This window comes from Bartonella sp. AA78NXGY, from assembly GCF_042197005.1.
GTDB lineage: Bacteria > Pseudomonadota > Alphaproteobacteria > Rhizobiales > Rhizobiaceae > Bartonella.
On the sequence record NZ_JBHIRI010000011.1, the window covers coordinates 46072 to 68513 of the forward strand.

The following is a 22442-nucleotide window of genomic DNA, read 5'->3' on the forward strand; positions in this document are numbered from 1 at the left end:
CACACACTTGGAAAAGAGCACTTCGCAACATATTCTGACAGAATTGAAAGTAAAATACAATGAAATATACCAAAACACAAATGGTACTCATTTTAACACCGATCGCTTTAGGTGCTTTAACGATATTCCTTGTCCCTCATTTTTTATTGTTTATAACAAATGGACTAAAAAGCGATCAAATTTATTGGACACTTCGTTCTGAGCCTTTATTAGTCTTAGCACTAACGGCTGCTGTTTCATTGTTGTATAGTCTCTCGCAAAAACTGCACCTGCGTAAAATGATCACTTTTGTCTCCGTTGTCTTTTTTGGAACAACCGCTCTTTACTATATTAGTGGTGAAATAAAACGTTTAAGTCCCTATGTTGGCCAACAAGGAATAACATGGGGCTATGCTCTTCAATTCATGGACCCCATGGTTGTTTTTGGCATCATTATTGGTGTTTTTTTTTCCATCATTCAATTCGTAACAACCCTTCCCCCTAAAAGTAAGGTCAAGCGTGCAAAAAAAGGTATTTTTGGTGAGGCAGCTTGGATGAATTTAAGAGAGGCAGCAAAAATCTTTCCTGCCAATGGGCAAATTGTTGTGGGTGAAAGATACCGTGTCGATCAAGATAATGTGTGCAACATTCCCTTTGCACCTAGCAATAAAACAACATGGGGGAAGGGTGGAACAGCCCCTTTGCTAACCTTTAATCTTGATTTTGGTTCAACTCATATGATCTTTTTTGCTGGTTCTGGTGGCTATAAAACAACAAGTACAGTAGTTCCCACGTGTTTAACCTATCCAGGGTCTATTATTTGTCTTGATCCTTCAACAGAAGTTGCCCCAATGGTCAAATTTGCGCGTCAAAAAATGGGAAATAGAAATGTCATTGTTCTCGATCCCAACTCATTGTTAACAAAAAACTTTAATGTCATCGATTGGCTTTTAGACGACAGCGTACCACGCACACAACGCGAAGCGAATATTGTAAGCTTTTCAAAGTTGCTTCTTACAGATAAAAAATCAGACAATTCTTCAGCGGAATATTTCTCAACACAAGCCCATAATCTATTAACAGCTCTTCTTGCTCATGTTGTATTTTCTGATGAATATGAAGACAGCGAGCGCAATTTAAAAACATTGCGTGGTATTCTCTCTCAATCAGAAACAGCTGTTGTTAATCAATTACGCATGATTCAAGAAACAACACCTTCTCCTTTTATTCGTGAAATGGTTGGTATTTTTACAGAAATGGCAGAACAAACCTTTTCAGGGGTTTATACCACCGCCTCAAAAGACACCCAATGGCTTTCTTTATCCAATTATGCAGATCTTGTCTGCGGAGATGATTTTTTTTCCTCAGATATTACCAATGGCAATACAGATGTTTTTCTCAATCTCCCCGCAAGCATTTTAAACAGTTATCCAGCTATTGGACGTGTGATTATTGGCGCCTTTCTCAATGCCATGGTTACAGCAGACGGTAACTATAAAAAGCGTGTTTTATTTGTCTTAGATGAAGTTGATCTTTTAGGCTATATGAATATTTTAGAAGAAGCCCGCGACCGTGGACGTAAATACGGTACATCCTTGATGCTCTTCTATCAATCCTCTGGCCAGTTGGTCAACCACTTTGGAGAAGCAGGAGCACGTTCATGGTTTGAAAGTTGTTCCTTTGTCAGCTATGCTGCCATTAAAGATCTCCAAACTGCCAAAGACATTTCAGAACGCTGTGGTCAAATGACCGTTGAAGTAACCGGAACGAACAAATCAAGAGGCTTATCTTTAGGAAAAAGTTCATACAACGTCAATTACCAACAAAGAGCCCTGATTTTACCCCATGAGGTTATTCAAGAAATGCGTCAAGATGAACAAATTATTCTGATGCAAGGACAACCCCCTTTGCGATGTGGACGCGCCATCTATTTCAGAAGAAAAGAAATGTTAGCCGCAGCTGCAAAAAACCGCTTTGCTCCACAAAAGAAAAACTAAAAAACACCCTCTAATGGAGGCCATGCATCAAAACAAAAACATCAAAGGATAAAAGCAGAGATTCTATCTCATAAAAGCCTATAAAGAAGGAATTCCCGCTTGATACAACAAGAAAAATATGGGGAAAAGTCTTTAAATGATGGTATTATGCCTGTGCTTACCAATGCCAATTTTCTTTATAAAGCACTCTCCTCATCTCCAAATAATAAATACCAATCATATCTATGCCTTGAGAATCCTATCAGGAAACTTTTGAAGGCACCGCTTTTATAGGGAAATTTTTCTACAAAAAAATTAAAAGACAATATGCATGAAAACAACCCAAATGAACCATTCTCTCTCAGTAAAAGAAAAAAGTGCCAAGATAAAGATTGATACACTCAAAAACACCTACGAATTTGAGGGATTTTTTCCTCACCCAAGTCTCAACATCTCAAAACAATATGCGTGGGGGATTTTCAAACAAAAAGTTTAACACACTCTCATAGACAATGTAACATTATAAGGAATATAACAATGCCCAAAGCAAAAGAAAAAACAAAAGGAATTCCCTCACCCCATAATTATATCTATCTTGGTACCCAAATTCTCAAAAATAGATATGGAGAAACAGATTTAAAACGTTTTCTGGAAAAATGCTCACATGATAGGCAAAAAGCCATGATCAATCTGCGTGCAGAACCCCTGCCAGAATATTTTAATTCAACTTATCTATGCTATATCCACCAACAATTGTTTAAAAATACCTTTGTATGGGCTGGACATCTGCGCCATATCCCCTTCGCATTTACAGACGATAGCATTGCCGCCATGCCAGAAATGAAAAGAATGGAATGGGGCAATAATTTTGCAACCGGTGAAGAAATCCCTGAACTCTTACAAAAATTAGATCAAACGCTTGCCGAAAAAGACAATTTGCAAGGCTTAACACGCGAAGAATTTGTCAAGGAAGCAACGAGTCTATTTTATTCTCTTCACAAAATCCACCCATTCATAGATGGCAATGAGCACACAGAACAAGTCTTTTTTGAAAATCTTGCCAAAGCTGCAGGACATCAGCTTGACTTTTCGCTTGTCACACAAAAACGTATGATGGCTGCCTGTAGCGAAGCAATGCAATATAGCAATACACAACTGTTGAAAGATCTTTTTGAGGATATCTCCAATCCCCCCAAAATACGTCTTTTAAAAGAATTTATGGACCACATAAACAATACGGGACGCAACGTGGATGATCGCCTTGTTATGGCAACAAAGGCAGGAGAAACCTATATAGGAACTTATAAAGGTTGTTATTCAGAAGGTTTTATACTCGATATGCAAGGAACTTACATCATTGGTAGCAAAGATGATCTCACACCAGAACGATTAAAAACACTAAAACCTGGTGATATCATTACCTTTACCGCCCCCAACAGCAAAGAGCTTGAAAACACGCTTATTCCAAAAGAAACATTAGCGCCTCTCACAAAAAGTGAATGTGCCAAAACAGTTGCGCTAGATAGTTACGTTCTCAAAGCTCAAAAGCAAGTCCGAGCTTACGCAAAAGCTGTTTATGGTGACGCAAACGTATTAAACGAACAGATAGAAGAGATTATTAAAAATCCAGAATTAGGCAGACAGTTTGCTAATCAGATTAAACAGGCACCGCACTCTGTTTCTCCTCTTGCAGGTTTTAGTATATGCGGTCTACAAAATCCGGCACGTGTACACGCTCGAAATTATCTTGATGTGTTCTCTCTTGCAATTGAGAATTATGTGTATACTGTAGAAGCTACCTATAATATAGTCACTCGAGACCATAAAATTAAACAAGAACGCCTTGGAAAAGCGGTAGAGAATCCCAGTCAAAACTTGCAAAATATTTTTGCTTTATCACCGGAAAAACAAAGAGAAATCTTGTCTCAATCTCCTCAATTATACCAAGAGCTCCGTACTTTTATAAACAGTTTAGAACATCGTCTCTCATCAAACGAATGTAGTGCGATCACAAACAAAGATTATGAAACACTTGCACAAAGTATTGGTATATCAGAACAGAAAGCACGAGAAATTACCGACATTGTTCAAAAAGCAAGGAACGCTCATAGCCAATTCTACACACGCACACAAAATCGTTCAAATACACTTGCTATGGCCAACTAAAAAATATGAAACTTTGTTTTTTTGATTTAAACGCCTATGTGGAAGAGATATTTTAATATTCTTATCATACATGCAAAAAACAGACTACTTAAGCGCCCTACCACCAATTTTGCACATAGCATATACACCATATCCAAAGCAATTGGACAGGATAATTGTTAATTCCTTTTAAACGTCATGATTACTACCGACGAAAGCTACAAAAGCCTATTTTATTTGTCTTAGATGGAGTCGATTTTCGTGGTTATATGAATATTTTAAAAAGAGCACTCATTTTACCCCACGAAGTTATCCGAGAAATGCGTCAAGATGAACAAATTATTCTGATGCAAGGCTCCCCTTCGCGATGTGGTTGCGCCATCTATTTCAGAAGGAAAGAAATGTTAGCCGCAGCTGCAAAAAACCGCTTTGCTCCACAAAAGAAAAACTAACTTCCTATTATGAGATCTTGACTATGAAAAGACCAACCACAAAAACAACATACATTTCTATTTTTTAAAAACCCGTTAACAAAAAGTTTTTGACCGCTTCTTCACACATAAGGAAAACATGATAAAAAATCCGTGTGTTTTCCTTTTTGTATTTTGTGTATCGTTTTACCAGTACCATCGTCTTTACAAGAAAGTCCACCCCCCTCAAATCACCTATAACCAAACCAACATTTCCACTTGAGAACGTCCTGCAAATACATTCCTACAAAGCTTTTTGTTTATAATTTATCCCCTACAAACAAGCAAAAACATTTCACAACGCTAATCACCAATATCAAGACTTAAAAAAAACGGTTGATCTTTGAGACAACAACTCTCAAAACACCTACACTCAAGAACATCGATTTTTTCCCAAAAAATATTTAAGATATACATCAAAATGAATAAATCATTCTTATACAAGCTTTTCCCCCTTTACGATATCATAAAGTGTTCTATTTTAATGATAAAGCGCTGAAAAAGGCTTTTCTCCCCAACCAAAGAAAGGGTTTCCTCTCTTATGGATCTTAAAGCAGCGCAATATAATAAGAGCAACAATACAAAAATAAAAAACATTTTGTTGCAAAAATACACAAAAGAGATGTTCGTATGGCAAGATATTCATATGGAACAATAAGAAAAACATAATGGAGAAAAATTTTTGATGACTGCTTTTGCCCATAGATTCACCAATCTGAGAGCTGTGTATGAAAAGTACCAGCACCATCCGCTAACCAAGAGCGATTACACCCGCTATATCCACGCTCCTCATCAAAGCGCTCTTGCAAACAACTTTGTTAAAGGAAAAAAACAACAATTTTAAGCAACATTTTTCTTTTTGACCTCTTCCTTACACCTCAAAGAACGAAGATTTTACCCAGAGTCAATTTATAGAAAATCCATTTTCTGACTACTTATGGGATTCATATCAGCGTCCTAAATACCAGCATTTTACAGTACAAGATAATAAACAAAGGAAACATCAGAAAAGCTTTTCAAAAGCATCACAAAACGATTGATACAACCCATACACTGGAGGGAAAAGTGCTCCCTCTCATAACAACCAAAATCTCAAAAGAATACGCGAAGGGGAATTTTTCACATGCAGCGTTTAAGACGCTCATCAACCACCACCCTACCTACTTAGGAGAGATTACATGTTAGAGCAAAATTATCTATATAAAGGAACCAAAACACTCAAAAATAAATATGGCATCAAAGACCCTAAAAAACTGTATCAACGCAGTACCCATGACGTCACTAAAGCAGCCGTCAATTTTCGCCATGAACCACCCCCACGAAAATTTGATTTCACTTATTTAAAATTAATCCATTGGAGCCTCTTCCACGAAACTTTTGAATGGGCGGGCCACACCCGTGATACATCCTTTACATTTGAAGACGGCACCTCTGCCCATATGCCAGCGATGCGTCCCAAAGGTTATGAAATTCCTTTTGCTATTGGACCGCAGATTAAAAAAGAACTCACACAACTCGAAAAAACACTTAATGAAAAGAACAATTTAAAAGGTTTATCGCGCCAAGAATTTGCTGAAAGTGCCGCTGAAGTTTTTATGGCGCTCGAGCACGCACATCCTTTTAGAAAAGGGAATGGGCGCGTCAATCGAATGTTTATGGAAAAACTTGGACAAGCAGCAGGATATACCATTGACTTTTCTTTCATCACAAAAGGACGCATGACAGCAGCCTGTATTGAAGCCATGCAATATGGCAATCCCCAACCGATGAAAGATCTTTTTGAAGATATCACCCATCCGCAAAAATCCCTTGTTTTAAAAGAATTCGTCTCCCAAATGAGAAATGCTGGACTGGATGAAATTAACGATCGTGTTGTTGTTGCAGCAAAGGAAGATGTAACCTATGAAGGCGTCTTTAGAGGTTTTTCAGCAGAAGGTTTTGTCATGGAAGTAGAAGGGGCTTTCGTCGTCGGACACAAAGATGATCTCACCCCAGAACTCGTCAAAACATTACAAAACGGTGCCCGCCTCTGCTTTCAAAAAACCAACGTTCAAAGCTTAAAAGAAACACTGATCCCAAAAGAAACATTAGCCCCTCTTACCCATGAAGAGTTATTTGAAAGGATTTCAAATGACGCTTATGTTGAAGGGAGTCGAAAAGAAATCGAAAATTTATCAAAGACTGTTTATGGTAAAACCCACACCTTAAAGACAACATTAGATATCATAACGGCAGCTCCAAACTTAGGAAATCAGTTTGCCGATGAAACTTTACAAAACCCTCAATCAATTTCTAAATTTGCTGGGAGTAAAATACTTGGCATGAAAAGTTCAAATCGCAGACAAGCCGAACAGGCTGTTCCACAACTCAGCCAAGCCCTTAAAAATTATGGCGCAATAACACAACAAACAAAAGATGCAGTTCTAGAACAACACCAAAGAGAACAAAATCGCCTGAACCACACTGTCGAAAAACCTGGAAAAAATTTACAAAACCTTTTTGTCTTACCAGAAGAACAACAAAGGGAAGCTTTATTGCATTCTCGTTCACTTCGACAAGAACTCCATACCTTTTCACGACAACTACACAATCGTCTATCCTCAGAAGATCGTAAAGCCATACAAGAAAAAGATTATACCAGACTAGCTTGCCTCCTTGGAACATCGGAAAGCAAAGCAAAAGAAATTGCGAATACTGTAAAGAACACCCAAGAAGCACAATGTCAAGCTCGCAGCTTGAAAGTTAGTCGCTCTTCATCGCTGGCTCTTACCGGCTAAAAACGCGTGAACTTTTGCCTTCCAACAGAACTCTTTATACCAATCATTTTATCTCCATTACGCCCACCAATTGTTTTAAAATGTTACAAAAGATAGTCCTAAAAATGAATCCTATAATTTACTATAACTTATTGATAATATTTCATAAAAAAACTGTATAAAAGACATAAATGTCCATTACATATCAATATGAATAGCGTGAAGTCTTTGGAGACCATTCAGTTTGATATTCTTCTTTTGTCCTAAAAATATCAAAAAAGTGGGGAATGCGCCAAAGAGGTTTTCTAAAAATATTGAAAGGAAACAGCCATGAAAAAAAGTCACCCAACTCCTTCTACCAATGTAGAGGAACTAAGACGACAATTTGAACAACAAAATCTAGGAGCTTCTAATGTAGGAGACCTCTACGCAAAGGTTAACAAACCACCCAAAGAACAGCGCACCTCACCTCAATATACACTTCAACAACCACCAGAAACGGTCTATGCTCCCAAAAAGCCACTTGACCAACAAAACCTAGGAGCTTCTAATGTAGAAGACTTCTACGCAAAAGTTAATAAGCCACCCAAAGAACAGCGCACCTCACCTCAATATACACTTCAACAACCACCAGAAACGGTTTATGCTCTCAAAAAGCCACTTGACCAACAAAACCTAGGAGCTTCTAATGTAGAATACCTCTACGCAAGGGTTAATAAGCCACCCAAAGAACAGCGCACCTCACCTCAATATACACTTCAACAACCATCAGAAACGGCCTATGCTCCCCAAAAGCCACTAGGAAATCCCTATGACAGACTTGGTGAAAGACCAAGTGATGGGCGACGCACCGACAAACTCGTAAACCCCTATTCAATAACGGATTTGGCAGCACAAAATTGGCAAACACCCTACGACACAGTTGGTGAAGGTGCACAGGGTGGACGACATCCCCAAGAACCAAAACATTTCTATGCAGAGCTTGAAGTTGGTGAAAATGGTAGGCACTCTCCCCAAAGACCACTCGAATCCGTCTATGCAACGGTTGGCATGGGAGCTGAAGGCGGGCAAGAATCTGAACAACTAGAAAATCCCATCTATCAAGGCGTTGGCGGAGGCAGAATCTCCCCTCCCAGAACCCCAAAAGATGTGGTTACAACAAAGCTTTTAACAAACGTAGACTTTCAATATGGTGTAAGAGAAACGCAAGAATGGTGCAGAGTTGTTTATGGTAACGAACATGCTTTGAATCAACAACTGGCTAAGATTCTTGACGACCCTCAAAATGCAGAAAAAGTCTTATGGAGCCTTGCAGAAAATCCTGAAAGCGCTGGTAAGCTTGCAGGTCACAAAATACTTGGTGTAAAATCTCTAAGCCGCAGAGAAGCTGAAGATGGTTTTCGTCCTCTTTGCTCAGCTCTTGAGAGACATATACATAATACACAAAAGCTCCATAAACAGTTTACACGGGAGCAGGAAAGAGAAAGAGGTCAAAGACACGAAAGTCCAGAAAGAGACCCAGAACACAGACATCACCACCATCATCATCGTCACGCAAGAGGACAAGAACAAAATAGTCCAGAGCACAGCCCACAACAACAAAGACATGGAGAAAAAGGAATGGCTTTTGCCATGTAAGGGGAGCATAAACATAAAAACAGATAGTTTTTGTTTTTCATGTAATCTTTTTTTCAGTGAGTTTCTTGGTGCAAATCATTTTATCGTGATTGCACCAAGAATTGTTTTAAAATATTACAAAAAATAGTCCTAAAAATGGATTCTGTAATTTATTATAACTTATTGATAATATTTCATAAAAAAACTGTATAAAAGACATAAATGTTCATTACATATCAATATGAATAGCGCAAAATCTTTGGAGGTCATTCGGTTGGATATCTTCCTTATATAAAAGTTATCAAAACTAAAAGTGGGGAATGCACCAAAGAGGTTTTCTAAAAATATTGAAAGGAAACATGTATGAAAAAACATCATCCAAGCCCTTCTGCAAATCCAGAAGCCCTCTATGCAAAAGTTAATAAACCAACCAGAGGAAACCAGCGCGGTCCAACCCCAGAAGAGGAAGTTCTATACGCATCAGTTAGCACCTCTTCCCCTCTTTCAAGAGACAGACATCATGCTCAAAGGAGTGAAGATCCTGAAACCGACTATACAACGGTTGCTTCTCCAAGACATGAAACTGATGTTCTATACGCATCAGTTAGCAGCGTTACCCCTTCTTCAAGAGGTAAACATCAAAGGACAGAAGATCCTGAAACCGACTATACAACGGTTGCTCCGCACCAAAGAGGAAAGCCTTCATCTTCCCTCACAGCTGATCAAATAAGTGTCATGCTTTTAAAAAATCCACACGTCCAAGCACATGCAGAAGAAGTCATACACTGGAGTAAAATTGTTTATGGCGATGATACGATTTTCCAGCAGCACTTGCAAGGAATACTTACAGATCCCACTAAAGGAAAAGACCTTTCAAATCAACTTGCTGAAAATCCTGAATCTATACATAAACTTGCTGGCCGCTCCACACTTGGCTTAAAAAATCAAACACGCAAAGCAGCTGAAGATGGTTTTAGATCGCTCGTTGATGCCGTTGATGGTTATACGAAAGCTGTACAAGACGCAGCAACAAGACTATCGCAAACCCCTCTAGCGGAACAAAGACGCCATCAAGAAAATTCTCAGCAAGTTGAGAGACACCATCATCATCATCGTCATCATCACACAAGAGGACAAGAACACAATAGTCCAGAGCACAGCCCTCAACGACAAAGACACGGAGAAAAAGGAATGGCTTATGCCATGTAAGGGGGCATAAACATAAAAACAGATATTTTTTGTTTTTCATGTAATCTTTTTTTCAGTGAGTTTCTTGGCGCAAATCATTTTATCGCGATTGCGCCAAGAATTGTTTTAGAATGTTACAAAAAATAGCCCTAAAAATGGCGCCTGTAATTCATGCCGACTATTGATAACTTATTGATAATATTTCACAAAAAAACTGTATAAAAGACACAAATGTCCATTAAGCTGATTGCAAATAGCGCAGATCTTTGGAAGCTCATTCAGCTCGATATTTCTTTTATCTCAAAGCGATCCAAGCATAAAAGGCAAGAATGCACCAAAGAGGTTTTCTAAAACAATTTTTGAAAGGAAACATGCATGAAAAAAAAACACCCTCATCCTTTTCCATCCTCTTCAATACAAGAACTTATAAAGCTCTATGAACAAGCGGCGGCAGAGGTCTCAGGCGCAGCCCCCTTTCCTAAAGAAATACCTTCAAAAAGCAAAAGACTGTCATCCATACCGGAAGAAGATGAGGAAAGACAATCTCTTTTAAGCGAAGAAACTGTACATGCATCAACAAACCCAACAGCTTCGTTAACAAGAGGCAGCTCTACCAAAAGGCAGCAAAAACCTGAAACGACACACTCAACAGTTACTTCACAAATTACCCAAAGAGCAACAAGAGTTCTCTCAGAGGAAGAAATCATTCTATTGCTTCCACACCATTCATTGGTTCGAACCTATCAAGAGGAAATCCAACATTTATCCGAAAAAGCCTATGGTAACCCAAACATTTTGCAAGAAAAAATGCAGGAAATTCAAAAAAATCCTGCTGCAGGAGAGGAGCTCTCATGGCGCATGGCAGCTCATCCTGAAAGCATCACTAAACTTTCCGGCACCAACATGTTGGGCTTTAAAAATCGAACGCGTAGACAAGCGGAAGAAAGTTTTTCTGCTCTCAGTGTCACCGTTGATTGTTATACAGAAGCCGTAAAACAGGCAAGAGAGAGCCTCTTACAATCTCCAGAGCAAGAACTCAAAAACTATGAACGCTTAATAGGGAAGGAAGCTGTCACTAAACTTCTACAAAAATCAGATCAACGCGAAAAAGAAACGCTTTCAGAGACAGAAATTTCTACCAAAATTCACCAACATTCAAAAGTCAGAAGACACCATGCCCAAATCCAATATTGGTGCGGAGTTGTTTTTGGCAACACAAACATTTTGCAATCACAGGTGGAAATGCTTTTCCAAAACCCTGAAACAATAGAACAGCTGGCACAGCAACTTGCCGGAAATCCTCAGTCTTTTAACAAATACACTGGTCGTAACTTTTGTGGCTTTAAAAATAAAGCACGCAGACATGCTGAAGCGGGTCTTTCTCACCTCATTGACGCCGCTGACAATTATGCAACAGCTGTAACACAAGTAAGAGAGAGCCTTTCAAAAACTCAGCAGACAAAACAAGGACACAATGAAGCATCTTCTGACAGAGCGCAAAACTTGCATCAACAACAAAGCGTCTCACAGTCTGCTCAACGCCCTGAGCCTTCAATAGTAACGCATGAAGGAGCAACAATCTCTACGCAACAAAGAGAAACAGATATTCGTCCTCGTAAAACTGCCGCCCCAAAAGCGATGGCTTTTGCCAGCTAAACAGACATAAGTTTTCACGTTGAAACCAACGTCTTGGCGCAACACAGGAAAGAGGTGTTTGCGCCAAGAAAGAGAGAAAATTGAAACAAAATTTATTTTTCCGTCCCTTAACCCAAACACTGGAGAAAACAATCTTTAGAGAATGAATATAATCTGAGCCAAGAGAGTCAAATCATACGAAACCATTCAGTTTCATATCCTCTCTCATAAAAGCAAATGAAAAAGCATAAAACAGAATAAAAACCAACGTACATTTTTAAATAGTATTTAAAAACAATATTGGAAGAGTTTGAAAGGAACATGCATGAAAAAAAGAAATCCCTCCCCTTTTATCACCGAAATGATGGAAAAATTTCAACAACAGGCTGAACAATCCCCCACCAGAACCCCTCCTTCCCAAGTTTCTCAAAGTTTGCCAAAAGCAACTGTAGAAAAACGCCCAGAAAATTTATCCCCCCACCCAAAGGTTGCGCCACCGCCACCCCCCCGCATGAGAGCAAACACTCAAACCAGCACAATGCTTCCTAACGCCAAAAACCAAGAGACGCCTCCCCCACAAAAAAAAGCAGCTCCACCAAAACCTCCGCGTGTAAAAGAGAGACAACAACATAAACAAACAGTTCAAGAGTCCCCCTCCCTACAGACAAAAGTGGCTCCGCCCCCTCCTCCACGCATGAGAGAAAAAACACAAACCAGCACAACAATCTCCAACTCAAAAAACCAAGAAAGCTCCTCCACGCACACAAAAGCAGCTCCACAAAGACCCCCGCGTGCAAAAGAGAGGCAACAACATAAACCAACAGTTCAAGAGTCCCCCTCCCTACAGACAAAAGTGGCTCCGCCCCCGCCCCCACGTATGAGAGAAAAAACACAAACCGGCACAAAAATCACCAGCTCACAAATCCAAAAACATTCCTCTCCGCACACAAAAGCAGCTCCACAAAGACCTCCACGCGCAAAAGATAAGCAACAAAACAAAACAACAGCTCAAGAGGGAGAACATCTCTATGCAACGCCTGCTCCGCAAACACCCCCACGCATGAGAGACAGAGTGCAAAACAGCACAAAAATTCAAAATCCTGAAACACACGAACCAAGTGTTAGACCCAAAATATCATCACATATGAAAGTCAGGCAGCAAAGCAGTTCATCATCACAAGACAGTGGAACATATGCCGTCCCGCCTTCAAGAAAACCGCACCGTATACAAAACAGAAAACAAAGCGATACTGTCGTCCCAAAAACTTCCTCTCCACACACAGCAATTGAACAACCAAAACCGTCTCACGAACAAAAACCATCTATTAATACAATGGAAAGAGAGCTATTGCTCGTAGCATATCAAGAAGAAATACGATTTTTGAGTGAAAAGGTTTATGGCGAACGGCTTATTTTAAGTGAAAGAATAGAAGCAATCAAAGAAAACCCCGATATGGGAGAACAGCTCTTATGGGATGTTACAGAACGGCCTAAGTCTATTTCTAAGCTTGCTGGTAGAAAAGTTCTTGGCATAAAAAATCATGCGCGCAAACAAGCTGAAGAAACTCTTCCCACCCTATGTGCTGCTATTAACGGTTATGTGTATACTTCAAAATATACAAAAAGTGAAAATATTTCTCAAGGTCCTCACACGGAACAACAACATCAGCGACAAGCACAGGAGGAAGAGCTAACAAATCAACATTTACAAAATCCGCTCAATTCAGAAAAGAAAATAAAGCCTCTCTCAAATGAGGAAATTGCCCGCAGAGTTCAACAAGATCCATCGGTTCAATATGGTCAAAGAGAGATCCAATATTGGTGCCAAATTGTTTATAAGGATCCATTTATTTTGCAATATAGACTAGAAGATATGCACAAAATTCCAGATATAGGAGAAGAAATTGTATTTCAAATTGAAAAGGATTGTACATCTTTTGCTCCTCTTGCTGGTAAGCAAGTCCTTGGCTTAAAAAACGGAGCACGAAAAGCTGCTGAAGAAAATCTTCCTACCCTTTGTACCGCCATTAAGGATTATGCTGATACGATAAAACAGTTAAGAGAAGCAATTGTGCAAAACCATCAGGCAGAACAACAAAAACGTCATCAACCGCTTAACGATCTCGATAAAAAATTGCAACAGCAGCAAAACTTATCGCAGTCCCCGAAGCTACCTGAACGCTCAACAGCAAAGCGGCATCAAGAAGTTGCAGCAACTTCTAGACAAGAAAATCAACCGCATGTTCGACCGCGCAGAGCCGAAACATCAAAAGCAATGGCTTTGTCGTGACAGTATAATCATCGTTGACTTTTCATACAAAGCTTTGGTGCAATCATCTTACCAAGATTGCACCAAAGACGGTGTATGAAATACAGAAATTTTTGAATAAGACACCCCATTATTTTACAGAATTCATTGATAAAATTTCACGATAATACTTCAAAATTATAAACTTTAACTTTGTTCCATGATTAACTTGGTTCCATGCGAATAAGATCAATTTTTTCAATCATTCAAATAGGCATTCTTCTTTGAAGAAAACGCTATGAAAATAATATAAGGCAAAAAATGTAAACAAAGAAGATTTCAAAAATAATGTTACCATTTGAAAGGAAATATGCATGAAAGAAAACACAGAACATTGTGCCTCCTCTACACAGGAAGAATTGCAAGAACAACACTCTGCAATTAATGCAGCCATTTCAAAGCAAATCAATGAAGAAGCGCAAAATTTTTTCTACCCCAATAGCAAAGTGCTTAAAAATAAATACCGCATCAAAGATAACGAAATATTAAAAGAATGCTGTTCTAATGATGTAAAAAAAGAAATGATAAAACTGCACCAAGAACCTCTACCAGAGCAGTTTAATGCCTCTTATCTAAAATACCTTCATCAACGCCTCTTTTCCCATGCATTTGAATGGGCCGGACAAACACGCGAAAAGCCTTTTACATTTGAAGATGGCACTGTTGCTTCTATGCCCATTTTGAAAAGAAAAGAGTTTACAAAAACTTTTGCGATTGGCAGAAAAATACAGGAGGGACTAGAAAAGTTAGATAAAACGCTTGCTGAAAAGAATAATTTACAAGGCTTAACGCGCGAAGAATTCGTTGAACAAGCAGCTGGTATAATGATAGATTTGCACCACTTGCATCCTTTCAGAGAGGGCAATAGGCGCACAAAGAGACTGTTTGTTGAAAAACTCTCTCAAGCAGCAGGACATGAGCTAGACTTTTCTCTTGTGAGCAAAAAACGTAAAGACTTTGTCCGCGCCGCTGCCATGGAACATGGCAACCCAGAGCCTATGAAGCATCTTCTTGAGGATATCTCAAATCCAGAAAAATTGCTCCTATTACGAGAATTCACCAACTCTATGAGAGAGCTTGGATTGGATGAAAAAAATTATCATCTCGCTGTCGTTGCAAAAGAAGGAGAAACCTATCATGGTACCTATAGAGGCAGTGGACCCAATGGCTTCATGCTTGATGCCAACGGCATTTTCATCTTGGGAAATAAAAAAGATCTCACCCCAGAGCAAATACAGACATTAAAAATCGGTGACGCCCTCTCCTTTACAGCACCAAAAGTTCAAAAACCAGAAAAAACCCAGAAAAAAACATTGCTTCCAGAAGAAAAAGAAGAAAAAAGAGCCACTCTTAAAAACGATGAAATAACTGAAAAGAGCAAAGACAAAACATCCATTCAAACAAAGAAAAAGGGAAAATCCTATTTTTCACCATGGATTGCCTCTCATGTTTTACATGACAGCGTTGAAGTTATGCCCAAAAGTTTGCAAGCACAAGAAAAAGAACAAATGGCACAACCAATTGTTCAATCGGCTTCCGCTATGAGGCAAATGCAAAAAGATTTTCAAAAAAACATTTTACAGAGCAGTAATACAGCGACAAATAATCCAATATCTGTCAAAATGACAAAGGAAACACGCTCTGATCATCAAGAAAGAACAAAACAGCCCCCAAAAAAAGCAATGGCATACTGGGATACTGGTACAAGAAAAACGGACACCGTCCCTCTCACCTTACAGGAGAAATTATCATCACCGCCTGAAACCGAAGAAAATAAGACAATACATCGTAATTTCTTTTATCCCAATAGTATCACCTTAAAGAATAAATATGGAATAAAAGACTATGGAAAATTAAAAGTGCAATGTGCCCATGATACAACAAAAGCAATCATTCATCTGCGCCAAGAAGCGCCACCACAAAAACTAACCTCCACATATCTCCAATATATTCATCACACCCTATTTAAAAATACTTTTGAATGGGCCGGACAAACACGCGAAAAACCATTTACATTTGAAGATGGTACCGTTGCTTATATGCCAATGATGAAAAAAGCTGGTATTTCTTTTGCCTCAGCAAAACAGATACAGGAGGGTCTAGAAAATTTAGATAAAACACTTGCTGAAACGAATAGTTTAAAAGGCTTAACCCGCGAAACATTTATTGAACATGTCACTGAAATGTTGATACAACTCAACTATACGCATCCTTTCAGAGAAGGTAATGGACGCACACAACGAATGTTTTTTGAAAAACTTGGGCAAGTTGCTGGCCACACACTCGACTTTTCTCTTGTAACAGAAAAACGCATGAATCTTGCCAGCATTGCATCGCTAAAACATAAAGATAAAGAAGAAATGAAACATCTGCTTGAGGATATCTCAAATCCAGAAAAAATACTTATTTTAAAAGAATTCATGGACAGTATGAAACATATCGGGCTTGAGAGTATTCATCATCATCTTATTATAACAGCAAAAGAAGGTCATACCTATAAAGGCTTTTACAGAGGCAGTGGACCCAATGGCTTTATGCTTGATGCTAACGGAACTTTCATCTTGGGAAATAAAAAAGATCTCACCCCAGAGCAAATACAGACATTAAAAATCGGTGACGCCCTCTCCTTTACAGCACCAAAAATTCAAAACCAGCAAGAAGTGCTTATCCCCGCACAAACAATAGCCCCCCTTACCAACAATGAAATTGCCACAAGGATAAAAAACAACGTTTCCATTCAAGCAAGAAGAAAAGAAATAGAAACTTTGTGCCAAATCATTTATGGCAATCGTCATATTTTGCGGGAAAGAATTGAGATGATCCATGAAAATCATACTGTGGGAGAACAGCTCACCTATCAAATTGCCACCTCTCCCCAATCGATTTCTAAGCTTTCTGGTAGCAATGTATTTGGCATAAAAAACAACGCACGCGCCCATGCTGAAGAAAATATTTTGCCCCTCTGTAGAGCCATTGATCGTTATATCAATATTTCTAAACAAACAGAAAGAGACATTCTCCATACCCATCATGTAAAACAAAGGCGGTGTGAACAGTCGGTAGAAATGCCTAAGGCTTGGATGAAAAATCTCCTTTCCTTGTCAAAAGCACAACAGCAAGAAATGTTATCAAACTCTCCTGAATTAAGGGGGGAGATAAGGACTTATATCAAAAAAATCAATGAGCGCTTATCTTCAAACGAGCATGAAGTTATAAAAGAAAATAATCCTGAAAACCTTGCGAAGAGTCTTGGCACATCAACCATTAAAGCAAAAGAGATTATGGAAATAATCAAGCAGATAAAAGAGATAGAACCGCATATACAACCCATGTATTTTTATAACCATAAATTCGATGAGCGCTTCGCACCAAACCAGTATCAATCTATAAAGAAAAACAATGAAAAAAAATGTTCCAACACGCCTGATAAAGAAGCAATTAAAGTGCAAAAAATGACAGAAAACGTCAATCAAAGTCCCAAAAGACAAGAAAATATTCAACCTCACAAAACGGCGCACGCAAAAGCAATGGCAATGAATGTCTAAAAGGTTCATAAACTTTAACTTTTTCGCCCCCTCTGGTAAAAATGATAGCCTTTATCCCCTTGCCTTCATCGGCAAATCAATCGCACCTCAACGAGAATGGAAACCATGAGAGAGCAACTTTATCTTATTTTCTCAGATTTTATCCTCATCAACTGTGAAAAGAAACCTGAACAAGAAAAATGCTGTTGAAAGATCATGTCTTCCTATCCTCTTGTTTATGTAATCTCTAAAATGGGAAGGCAGCCACATTTGGGGAGAACATAAAGCCGTAAAAGTGAAAAGTAATCACCAGTTTTACCATCACCTTTTAGCTTAGCCTTACGACTTTTTAAAACATCTAAAGCGCTGTTTTTTTTTAAATAATGAATAAATAATGGAAATTACGTATTGCTCCACGCTTTTATTTTATTTGCATTCTTTTAATAGGGTCACACCCCTCACATAAAACAGAACGGCATTGGGTTGCACTATTCACGACATCACACCATAAAGAGAAATTATCATTATATATCCCTACATGTCTCTTCAAACTGTTATGATATCACTCCCATATTTCAGTTTGAAAAAGAAATTTTAATTATTTTATGGCAACAATAAAAATTTTAATGCAACAGTAAACAAGGAACATAAAAAAAGTCTTCAAGCACCATTGTTGACAGAAAGATAAACACCGTCGTAAAACGCTTTCAAAAAGTATCCTTGATTAGGATAGAGATCAGATTTTTACGATTTAAAACGGTTTATTTCTCCTGTCATCGCTTCTCTTTTACAACAAAGTTGATATATCTTTATGACATTGATTAAAAAAATTGCAACAGTTGCTTCCGGAACCCTCGTGAGCCGTATTTTTGGCTTCGTACGCGAAATGCTTATGGCAGCAGCACTAGGAACTGGTCCTGTTTCTGATGCGTTTAATGCTGCTTTCCGTTTTCCCAACACATTCCGCCGTTTTTTTGCTGAAGGTGCCTTTAATGCTGCTTTCATTCCTCTTTTTGCCAAAAAAATCACTGAAGATGGTCACGAAACGGCATGCAAGTTTGCAGAAGAGGTGTTTGGCGTTCTCTTTTCACTGCTCTTACTGTTAACGATTGCGATGGAACTCAGTATGCCTTTTTTGGTACGAACCATTATTGCCCCAGGTTTTACCGAAGATGCAACAAAGCTTAACGCCACAATTCATTTTACGGCGATCATGTTTCCCTATTTAACCTGCATGTCGCTTGCTGCCATGATGGGGGGCATGCTTAATGCACTGCGACGCTATTTTATTGCCGCCATTGCCCCACTCTTTTTAAACATTATTCTGATTGGTGTGCTTGCCTATGCTTGGATCTATAAACTTGACGCTTGGCATATCGGTTTAAATCTCTCTTGGGGTGTATTGGCAGCAGGTCTTATTCAACTCACCTTAATTGCCCTTGCTTTGCGTCAAAGTGGCATGAAAATTTCCTTCCGCCAGCCCCATTTAAGTCCTAATGTTCGCAAGCTATTAACTTTAGCATTCCCCGCAGCCATTACGGGTGGCATCACGCAAATTAATTTGCTTATTAATACCAATATTGCTTCTAGTCAATCGGGTGCTGTCTCTTCTTTGATGTATGCTGATCGTCTTTATCAATTGCCTTTAGGCGTAATCGCCATTGCCGTTGCAACCGTTCTTTTACCAGAATTAACACGCGCTTTGCGAAGTAAAAAGCATGAAGAAACCCACCATTTACAAAACCGCTCTATTGAATTAACGCTATTTTTAACACTTCCAGCATCCATCGCTTTTTTGCTGCTCTCCACTCCCATAGTCAGTTTGCTCTTTGAGCGAGGACAATTTACCAGTCAATCAACACACCATGTTGCACAATTACTAGAGCTTTATGGACTAGGACTTCCAGCTTTTGTTCTTATTAAGGTCTTTATTCCTAATTTTTTTGCCCATGAAGATACCAAAACACCGATGATTTTTACAGGTATTTGCGTTTTTATCAATATCGGTCTCGCCTTAACATTATTTCCTATTCTATCTGCACGAGGCATTGTTATTGCTGAAATTACCTCTGGATGGGTCAACACACTGTTGCTTTGGGGGGTCCTTATCAAACGCGGTTATTGGAAATACGACTTCCAACTGATAAAGCGAACATTATGTCTCATGATGGCAACTCTTTTGAGTGCACTAGCCCTCTATTACGGATTGAATGTGCTTGGTTTTTTGTCTTTTCCTTTATCCTCACAAGCATCCTTTTTCTTGCGCGCGATCACCTTAGTAGGGATTATGCTCGGCATATTCTTGATCTATTTTAGTGCCTATTTTTTATTCAACACCCGTTCCTTTTTTCACACGCTTAAAAATTTGAAAAAACGCTCATAATATCTATACTTTGTCAAAAACAATAAAATGAATAACCTTAATTGAAGAAAGAGCACTCCTATGGATACCTTCACACCACTTGTCTTTTCCGGCGTACAACCGAGTGGTCACTTACATCTTGGCAATTATCTTGGAGCCATTCAGCATTGGGTTGAACTGCAAAACTCTCATCACTGCCTCTATTGTGTTGTGGATATGCATGCGCTCACAGTCAACCCAGATCCCTTTACTTTACGCGAATCCACCAGAACAGTGACAGCAGCTTTTTTAGCCGCCGGTATTGATCCTCAAAAACACATTATTTTTAACCAATCACGTGTTTTTCAACATGCTGAACTCGCCTGGATTTTTAATTGTGTTGCCCGCATTGGCTGGCTTCAACGCATGACACAATTTAAAGATAAAGCGGGAAAAGATCGTGAAAAAGCATCCCTCGGGCTTTTTGCTTATCCCACTTTGATGGCTGCTGATATTTTAGTCTATCGTGCAACGCATGTTCCAGTGGGTGAAGATCAAAAACAGCATGTTGAACTCACACGCGATATTGCACAAAAATTTAACAACGACTATGCACAGCGTATTGCCGAATTAAATTTTGGCATCTCTATGCAAACAGATGAAGAAAAAAGACAAGGCTTTTTTCCTCTTCCAGAAGCACTGATTGGAACAACAGCCACACGCGTTATGTCTTTGCGCGATGGGACGAAAAAAATGTCAAAATCAGATCCTTCAGATTTTTCACGCATTAATTTGACCGATGACGCTGATCTTATCGCAAAAAAAATACGCAAAGCCAAAACGGATTCAGCTCCACTTCCCGATACCCTTGCCGCTTTAAAAGAACGACCAGAAGTAGATAACCTGCTTGGTATTTATGCCGCCTTTGCCAAAGTTAGCAAAGAAAAGATTCTTTTAGAATTTTCTGGTCAACAATTTTCGCATTTTAAAACAGCTCTAGCCGACCTTGTTGTCCATAAGCTTGCCCCTATAACAGAAGAATTACGTCGCCTTCATCAAGAAAGCGGTTATATCGACTCTGTTTTGCATGATGGCGCTAAACGTGCTAGTATGCTCGCAGAAGAAAATATGAAAAAAATTCGTGAAATTATTGGATTTTTGCAAGATACATAAAAATAATAAAACTAAAAACTGTAGAGAGCAAAAAAATCGTTTGTACAAAATAGAGAAAGTGCATGATTTCCAAACCCCAAAATCCGAAAAAAGAACCAAAGAAAAAAAACTTAGTTATTATCGATGAAACACCAGAGTGTCGGCGTGCCGTTGCGTTTGCCGCACAGCATGCCCAAAATACCAGTAGAACATTGGTATTACTTTGTGTCGTTGATAGTGTAGAATTTCAACATTTTCTGGGTGTAAACAACGTTATGCGTACAGAATCAAAGCAAAGTGCTCATAAAATATTAGGAGACATTGCCAGTGAAGTCCGCACCACCCATGCGCTTGAAACAGAAATAGTAGTGCGTGAAGGAAAAAAAATTGATGAGATTTCTAAACTGATCGACGAAGATAAAAGGATTGCACTGATTGTTTTAGCAGCCAGTGGACATACAGAAGGACCAGGACCCCTTGTTCAATTAATCGGGAATAAAGGAACAGCTTTTTCAATCCCTGTCATTGTTATTCCTAGCAATCTTGCCGATGAAGATATTAGATCTATTGCCTAAAAAATATAATATTCTACAATGTAAGATCTTCCCAAGCCTTCATTATAAAAGGAGAATCTATGTTTATTCAAACTGAAACCACCCCAAACCCTGCAACACTTAAATTCCTGCCAGGACGCGTGGTTCTTTCTGAGGGCGTATTAGAATTTCGTGACCGTGAAGAAGCAGCTAAAAACTCACCTTTAGCGGCTAAACTGTTTAATATTCCCAATATCAATGGTGTCTTTTTAGGTTATGATTTTATCACCGTAAGCAAAAAAGAAGGGGAATGGCAACATCTTAAGCCCGTCATTTTAGGCACAATTATGGAACATTTTCTATCCAATGAGCCAGTGATCACCACCAACGCCACAACACAAGCACAAACCCATGCCCTTAACGAAGAATTTTATGACGAAAAAGATGCTGATATTGTCTTAACCATTAAAGAGCTCCTTGAAACACGTATCCGCCCCGCAGTTGCCAACGATGGTGGAGACATTACTTTTCGTGGATTTGAAAATGGTATTGTTTATCTCAATATGCGCGGCTCCTGCGCTGGATGTCCCTCTTCAACAGCAACACTCAAACATGGTATTGAAAATCTTTTACGCCATTTTATCCCTGAAGTTTTAGGCGTTGAAGCCATGCCACAATAAATGTTGAAGCCATGCCACAATAAATATTGACCTCAATAGGTAAAATAACCACACCGATTGCCCCTCTTCAACAGCGCTCAAACATGGAGTGCAAAAATCTTACGTCATTTTATTCCTGAAATTTTCGAAGTAAGCCAT

The 22442-nt window shown here is 38.9% G+C and carries 13 protein-coding genes and 1 pseudogene; all 14 read left to right on the forward strand.

The features are described 5' to 3' along the window. The first annotated feature begins 59 nt into the window (after positions 1 to 59). A complete protein-coding gene (gene traG / locus ACFINL_RS07140) occupies positions 60 to 1976 on the forward strand; it encodes a Ti-type conjugative transfer system protein TraG (RefSeq protein WP_375612187.1) in 1917 nt (638 codons plus the stop codon). A 516-nt stretch (positions 1977 to 2492) separates the two neighbouring features. After that, positions 2493 to 4121 carry a BID domain-containing T4SS effector gene (locus ACFINL_RS07145; RefSeq protein ID WP_375651228.1) on the forward strand — a complete coding sequence of 543 codons (1629 nt, stop codon included), beginning with the start codon at positions 2493 to 2495 and terminating at the stop codon, positions 4119 to 4121. 248 nt (positions 4122 to 4369) lie between these two features. Continuing rightward, positions 4370 to 4552: pseudogene (locus ACFINL_RS07150) on the forward strand (type IV secretory system conjugative DNA transfer family protein); the annotation flags it as partial. 703 nt (positions 4553 to 5255) lie between these two features. Next, the gene (locus ACFINL_RS07155; RefSeq protein ID WP_375646909.1) at positions 5256 to 5414 is read left to right on the forward strand and encodes a hypothetical protein; all 159 of its coding nucleotides are present in this window, start codon (positions 5256 to 5258) and stop codon (positions 5412 to 5414) included. Between the two features lie 334 nt (positions 5415 to 5748). Then, a complete protein-coding gene (locus ACFINL_RS07160) occupies positions 5749 to 7347 on the forward strand; it encodes a BID domain-containing T4SS effector (RefSeq protein ID WP_375646914.1) in 1599 nt (532 codons plus the stop codon). Positions 7348 to 7656: 309 nt separating this feature from the next. Then, the gene (locus ACFINL_RS07165; protein ID WP_375651230.1) at positions 7657 to 8964 is read left to right on the forward strand and encodes a BID domain-containing T4SS effector; all 1308 of its coding nucleotides are present in this window, start codon (positions 7657 to 7659) and stop codon (positions 8962 to 8964) included. Between the two features lie 342 nt (positions 8965 to 9306). Then, complete coding sequence (locus ACFINL_RS07170; RefSeq protein WP_375651232.1) at positions 9307 to 10152, forward strand: BID domain-containing T4SS effector; 846 nt, start codon at positions 9307 to 9309, stop codon at positions 10150 to 10152. Between the two features lie 354 nt (positions 10153 to 10506). Beyond that, on the forward strand, positions 10507 to 11787 hold the full coding sequence (locus ACFINL_RS07175; protein WP_375651234.1) for a BID domain-containing T4SS effector: 1281 nt from the start codon (positions 10507 to 10509) through the stop codon (positions 11785 to 11787). Between the two features lie 304 nt (positions 11788 to 12091). Further along, a complete protein-coding gene (locus ACFINL_RS07180; protein ID WP_375651237.1) occupies positions 12092 to 14056 on the forward strand; it encodes a BID domain-containing T4SS effector in 1965 nt (654 codons plus the stop codon). A 332-nt stretch (positions 14057 to 14388) separates the two neighbouring features. Next, positions 14389 to 17619, forward strand: coding sequence for a BID domain-containing T4SS effector (locus tag ACFINL_RS07185; protein WP_375651239.1), 3231 nt, complete (start codon positions 14389 to 14391; stop codon positions 17617 to 17619). A 790-nt stretch (positions 17620 to 18409) separates the two neighbouring features. Then, positions 18410 to 19981, forward strand: a complete 1572-nt coding sequence (gene murJ / locus ACFINL_RS07190) for a murein biosynthesis integral membrane protein MurJ (RefSeq protein WP_375612179.1) — start codon at positions 18410 to 18412, stop codon at positions 19979 to 19981. Between the two features lie 60 nt (positions 19982 to 20041). After that, on the forward strand, positions 20042 to 21112 hold the full coding sequence (trpS, locus tag ACFINL_RS07195; RefSeq protein WP_375651241.1) for a tryptophan--tRNA ligase: 1071 nt from the start codon (positions 20042 to 20044) through the stop codon (positions 21110 to 21112). A gap of 62 nt (positions 21113 to 21174) precedes the next feature. Continuing rightward, positions 21175 to 21666: a universal stress protein gene (locus ACFINL_RS07200; protein ID WP_375612177.1), complete on the forward strand. Its 492-nt coding sequence runs from the start codon at positions 21175 to 21177 to the stop codon at positions 21664 to 21666. A 59-nt stretch (positions 21667 to 21725) separates the two neighbouring features. Next, entirely contained in the window at positions 21726 to 22304 is a 579-nt protein-coding gene (locus tag ACFINL_RS07205) for a NifU family protein (RefSeq protein ID WP_375612176.1), read from the forward strand. Positions 22305 to 22442 lie beyond the last annotated feature (138 nt).

Excerpts from the sequence above, each read along its gene's own strand:
- traG (WP_375612187.1), top strand. The coding sequence starts at position 60 with ATGAAATATACCAAAACACAAATGGTACTCATTTTAACACCGATCGCT.
- ACFINL_RS07145 (WP_375651228.1), top strand. The coding sequence starts at position 2,493 with ATGCCCAAAGCAAAAGAAAAAACAAAAGGAATTCCCTCACCCCATAAT.
- ACFINL_RS07155 (WP_375646909.1), top strand. The coding sequence starts at position 5,256 with ATGACTGCTTTTGCCCATAGATTCACCAATCTGAGAGCTGTGTATGAA.
- ACFINL_RS07160 (WP_375646914.1), top strand. The coding sequence starts at position 5,749 with ATGTTAGAGCAAAATTATCTATATAAAGGAACCAAAACACTCAAAAAT.
- ACFINL_RS07165 (WP_375651230.1), top strand. The coding sequence starts at position 7,657 with ATGAAAAAAAGTCACCCAACTCCTTCTACCAATGTAGAGGAACTAAGA.
- ACFINL_RS07170 (WP_375651232.1), top strand. The coding sequence starts at position 9,307 with ATGAAAAAACATCATCCAAGCCCTTCTGCAAATCCAGAAGCCCTCTAT.
- ACFINL_RS07175 (WP_375651234.1), top strand. The coding sequence starts at position 10,507 with ATGAAAAAAAAACACCCTCATCCTTTTCCATCCTCTTCAATACAAGAA.
- ACFINL_RS07180 (WP_375651237.1), top strand. The coding sequence starts at position 12,092 with ATGAAAAAAAGAAATCCCTCCCCTTTTATCACCGAAATGATGGAAAAA.
- ACFINL_RS07185 (WP_375651239.1), top strand. The coding sequence starts at position 14,389 with ATGAAAGAAAACACAGAACATTGTGCCTCCTCTACACAGGAAGAATTG.
- murJ (WP_375612179.1), top strand. The coding sequence starts at position 18,410 with ATGACATTGATTAAAAAAATTGCAACAGTTGCTTCCGGAACCCTCGTG.
- trpS (WP_375651241.1), top strand. The coding sequence starts at position 20,042 with ATGGATACCTTCACACCACTTGTCTTTTCCGGCGTACAACCGAGTGGT.
- ACFINL_RS07200 (WP_375612177.1), top strand. The coding sequence starts at position 21,175 with ATGATTTCCAAACCCCAAAATCCGAAAAAAGAACCAAAGAAAAAAAAC.
- ACFINL_RS07205 (WP_375612176.1), top strand. The coding sequence starts at position 21,726 with ATGTTTATTCAAACTGAAACCACCCCAAACCCTGCAACACTTAAATTC.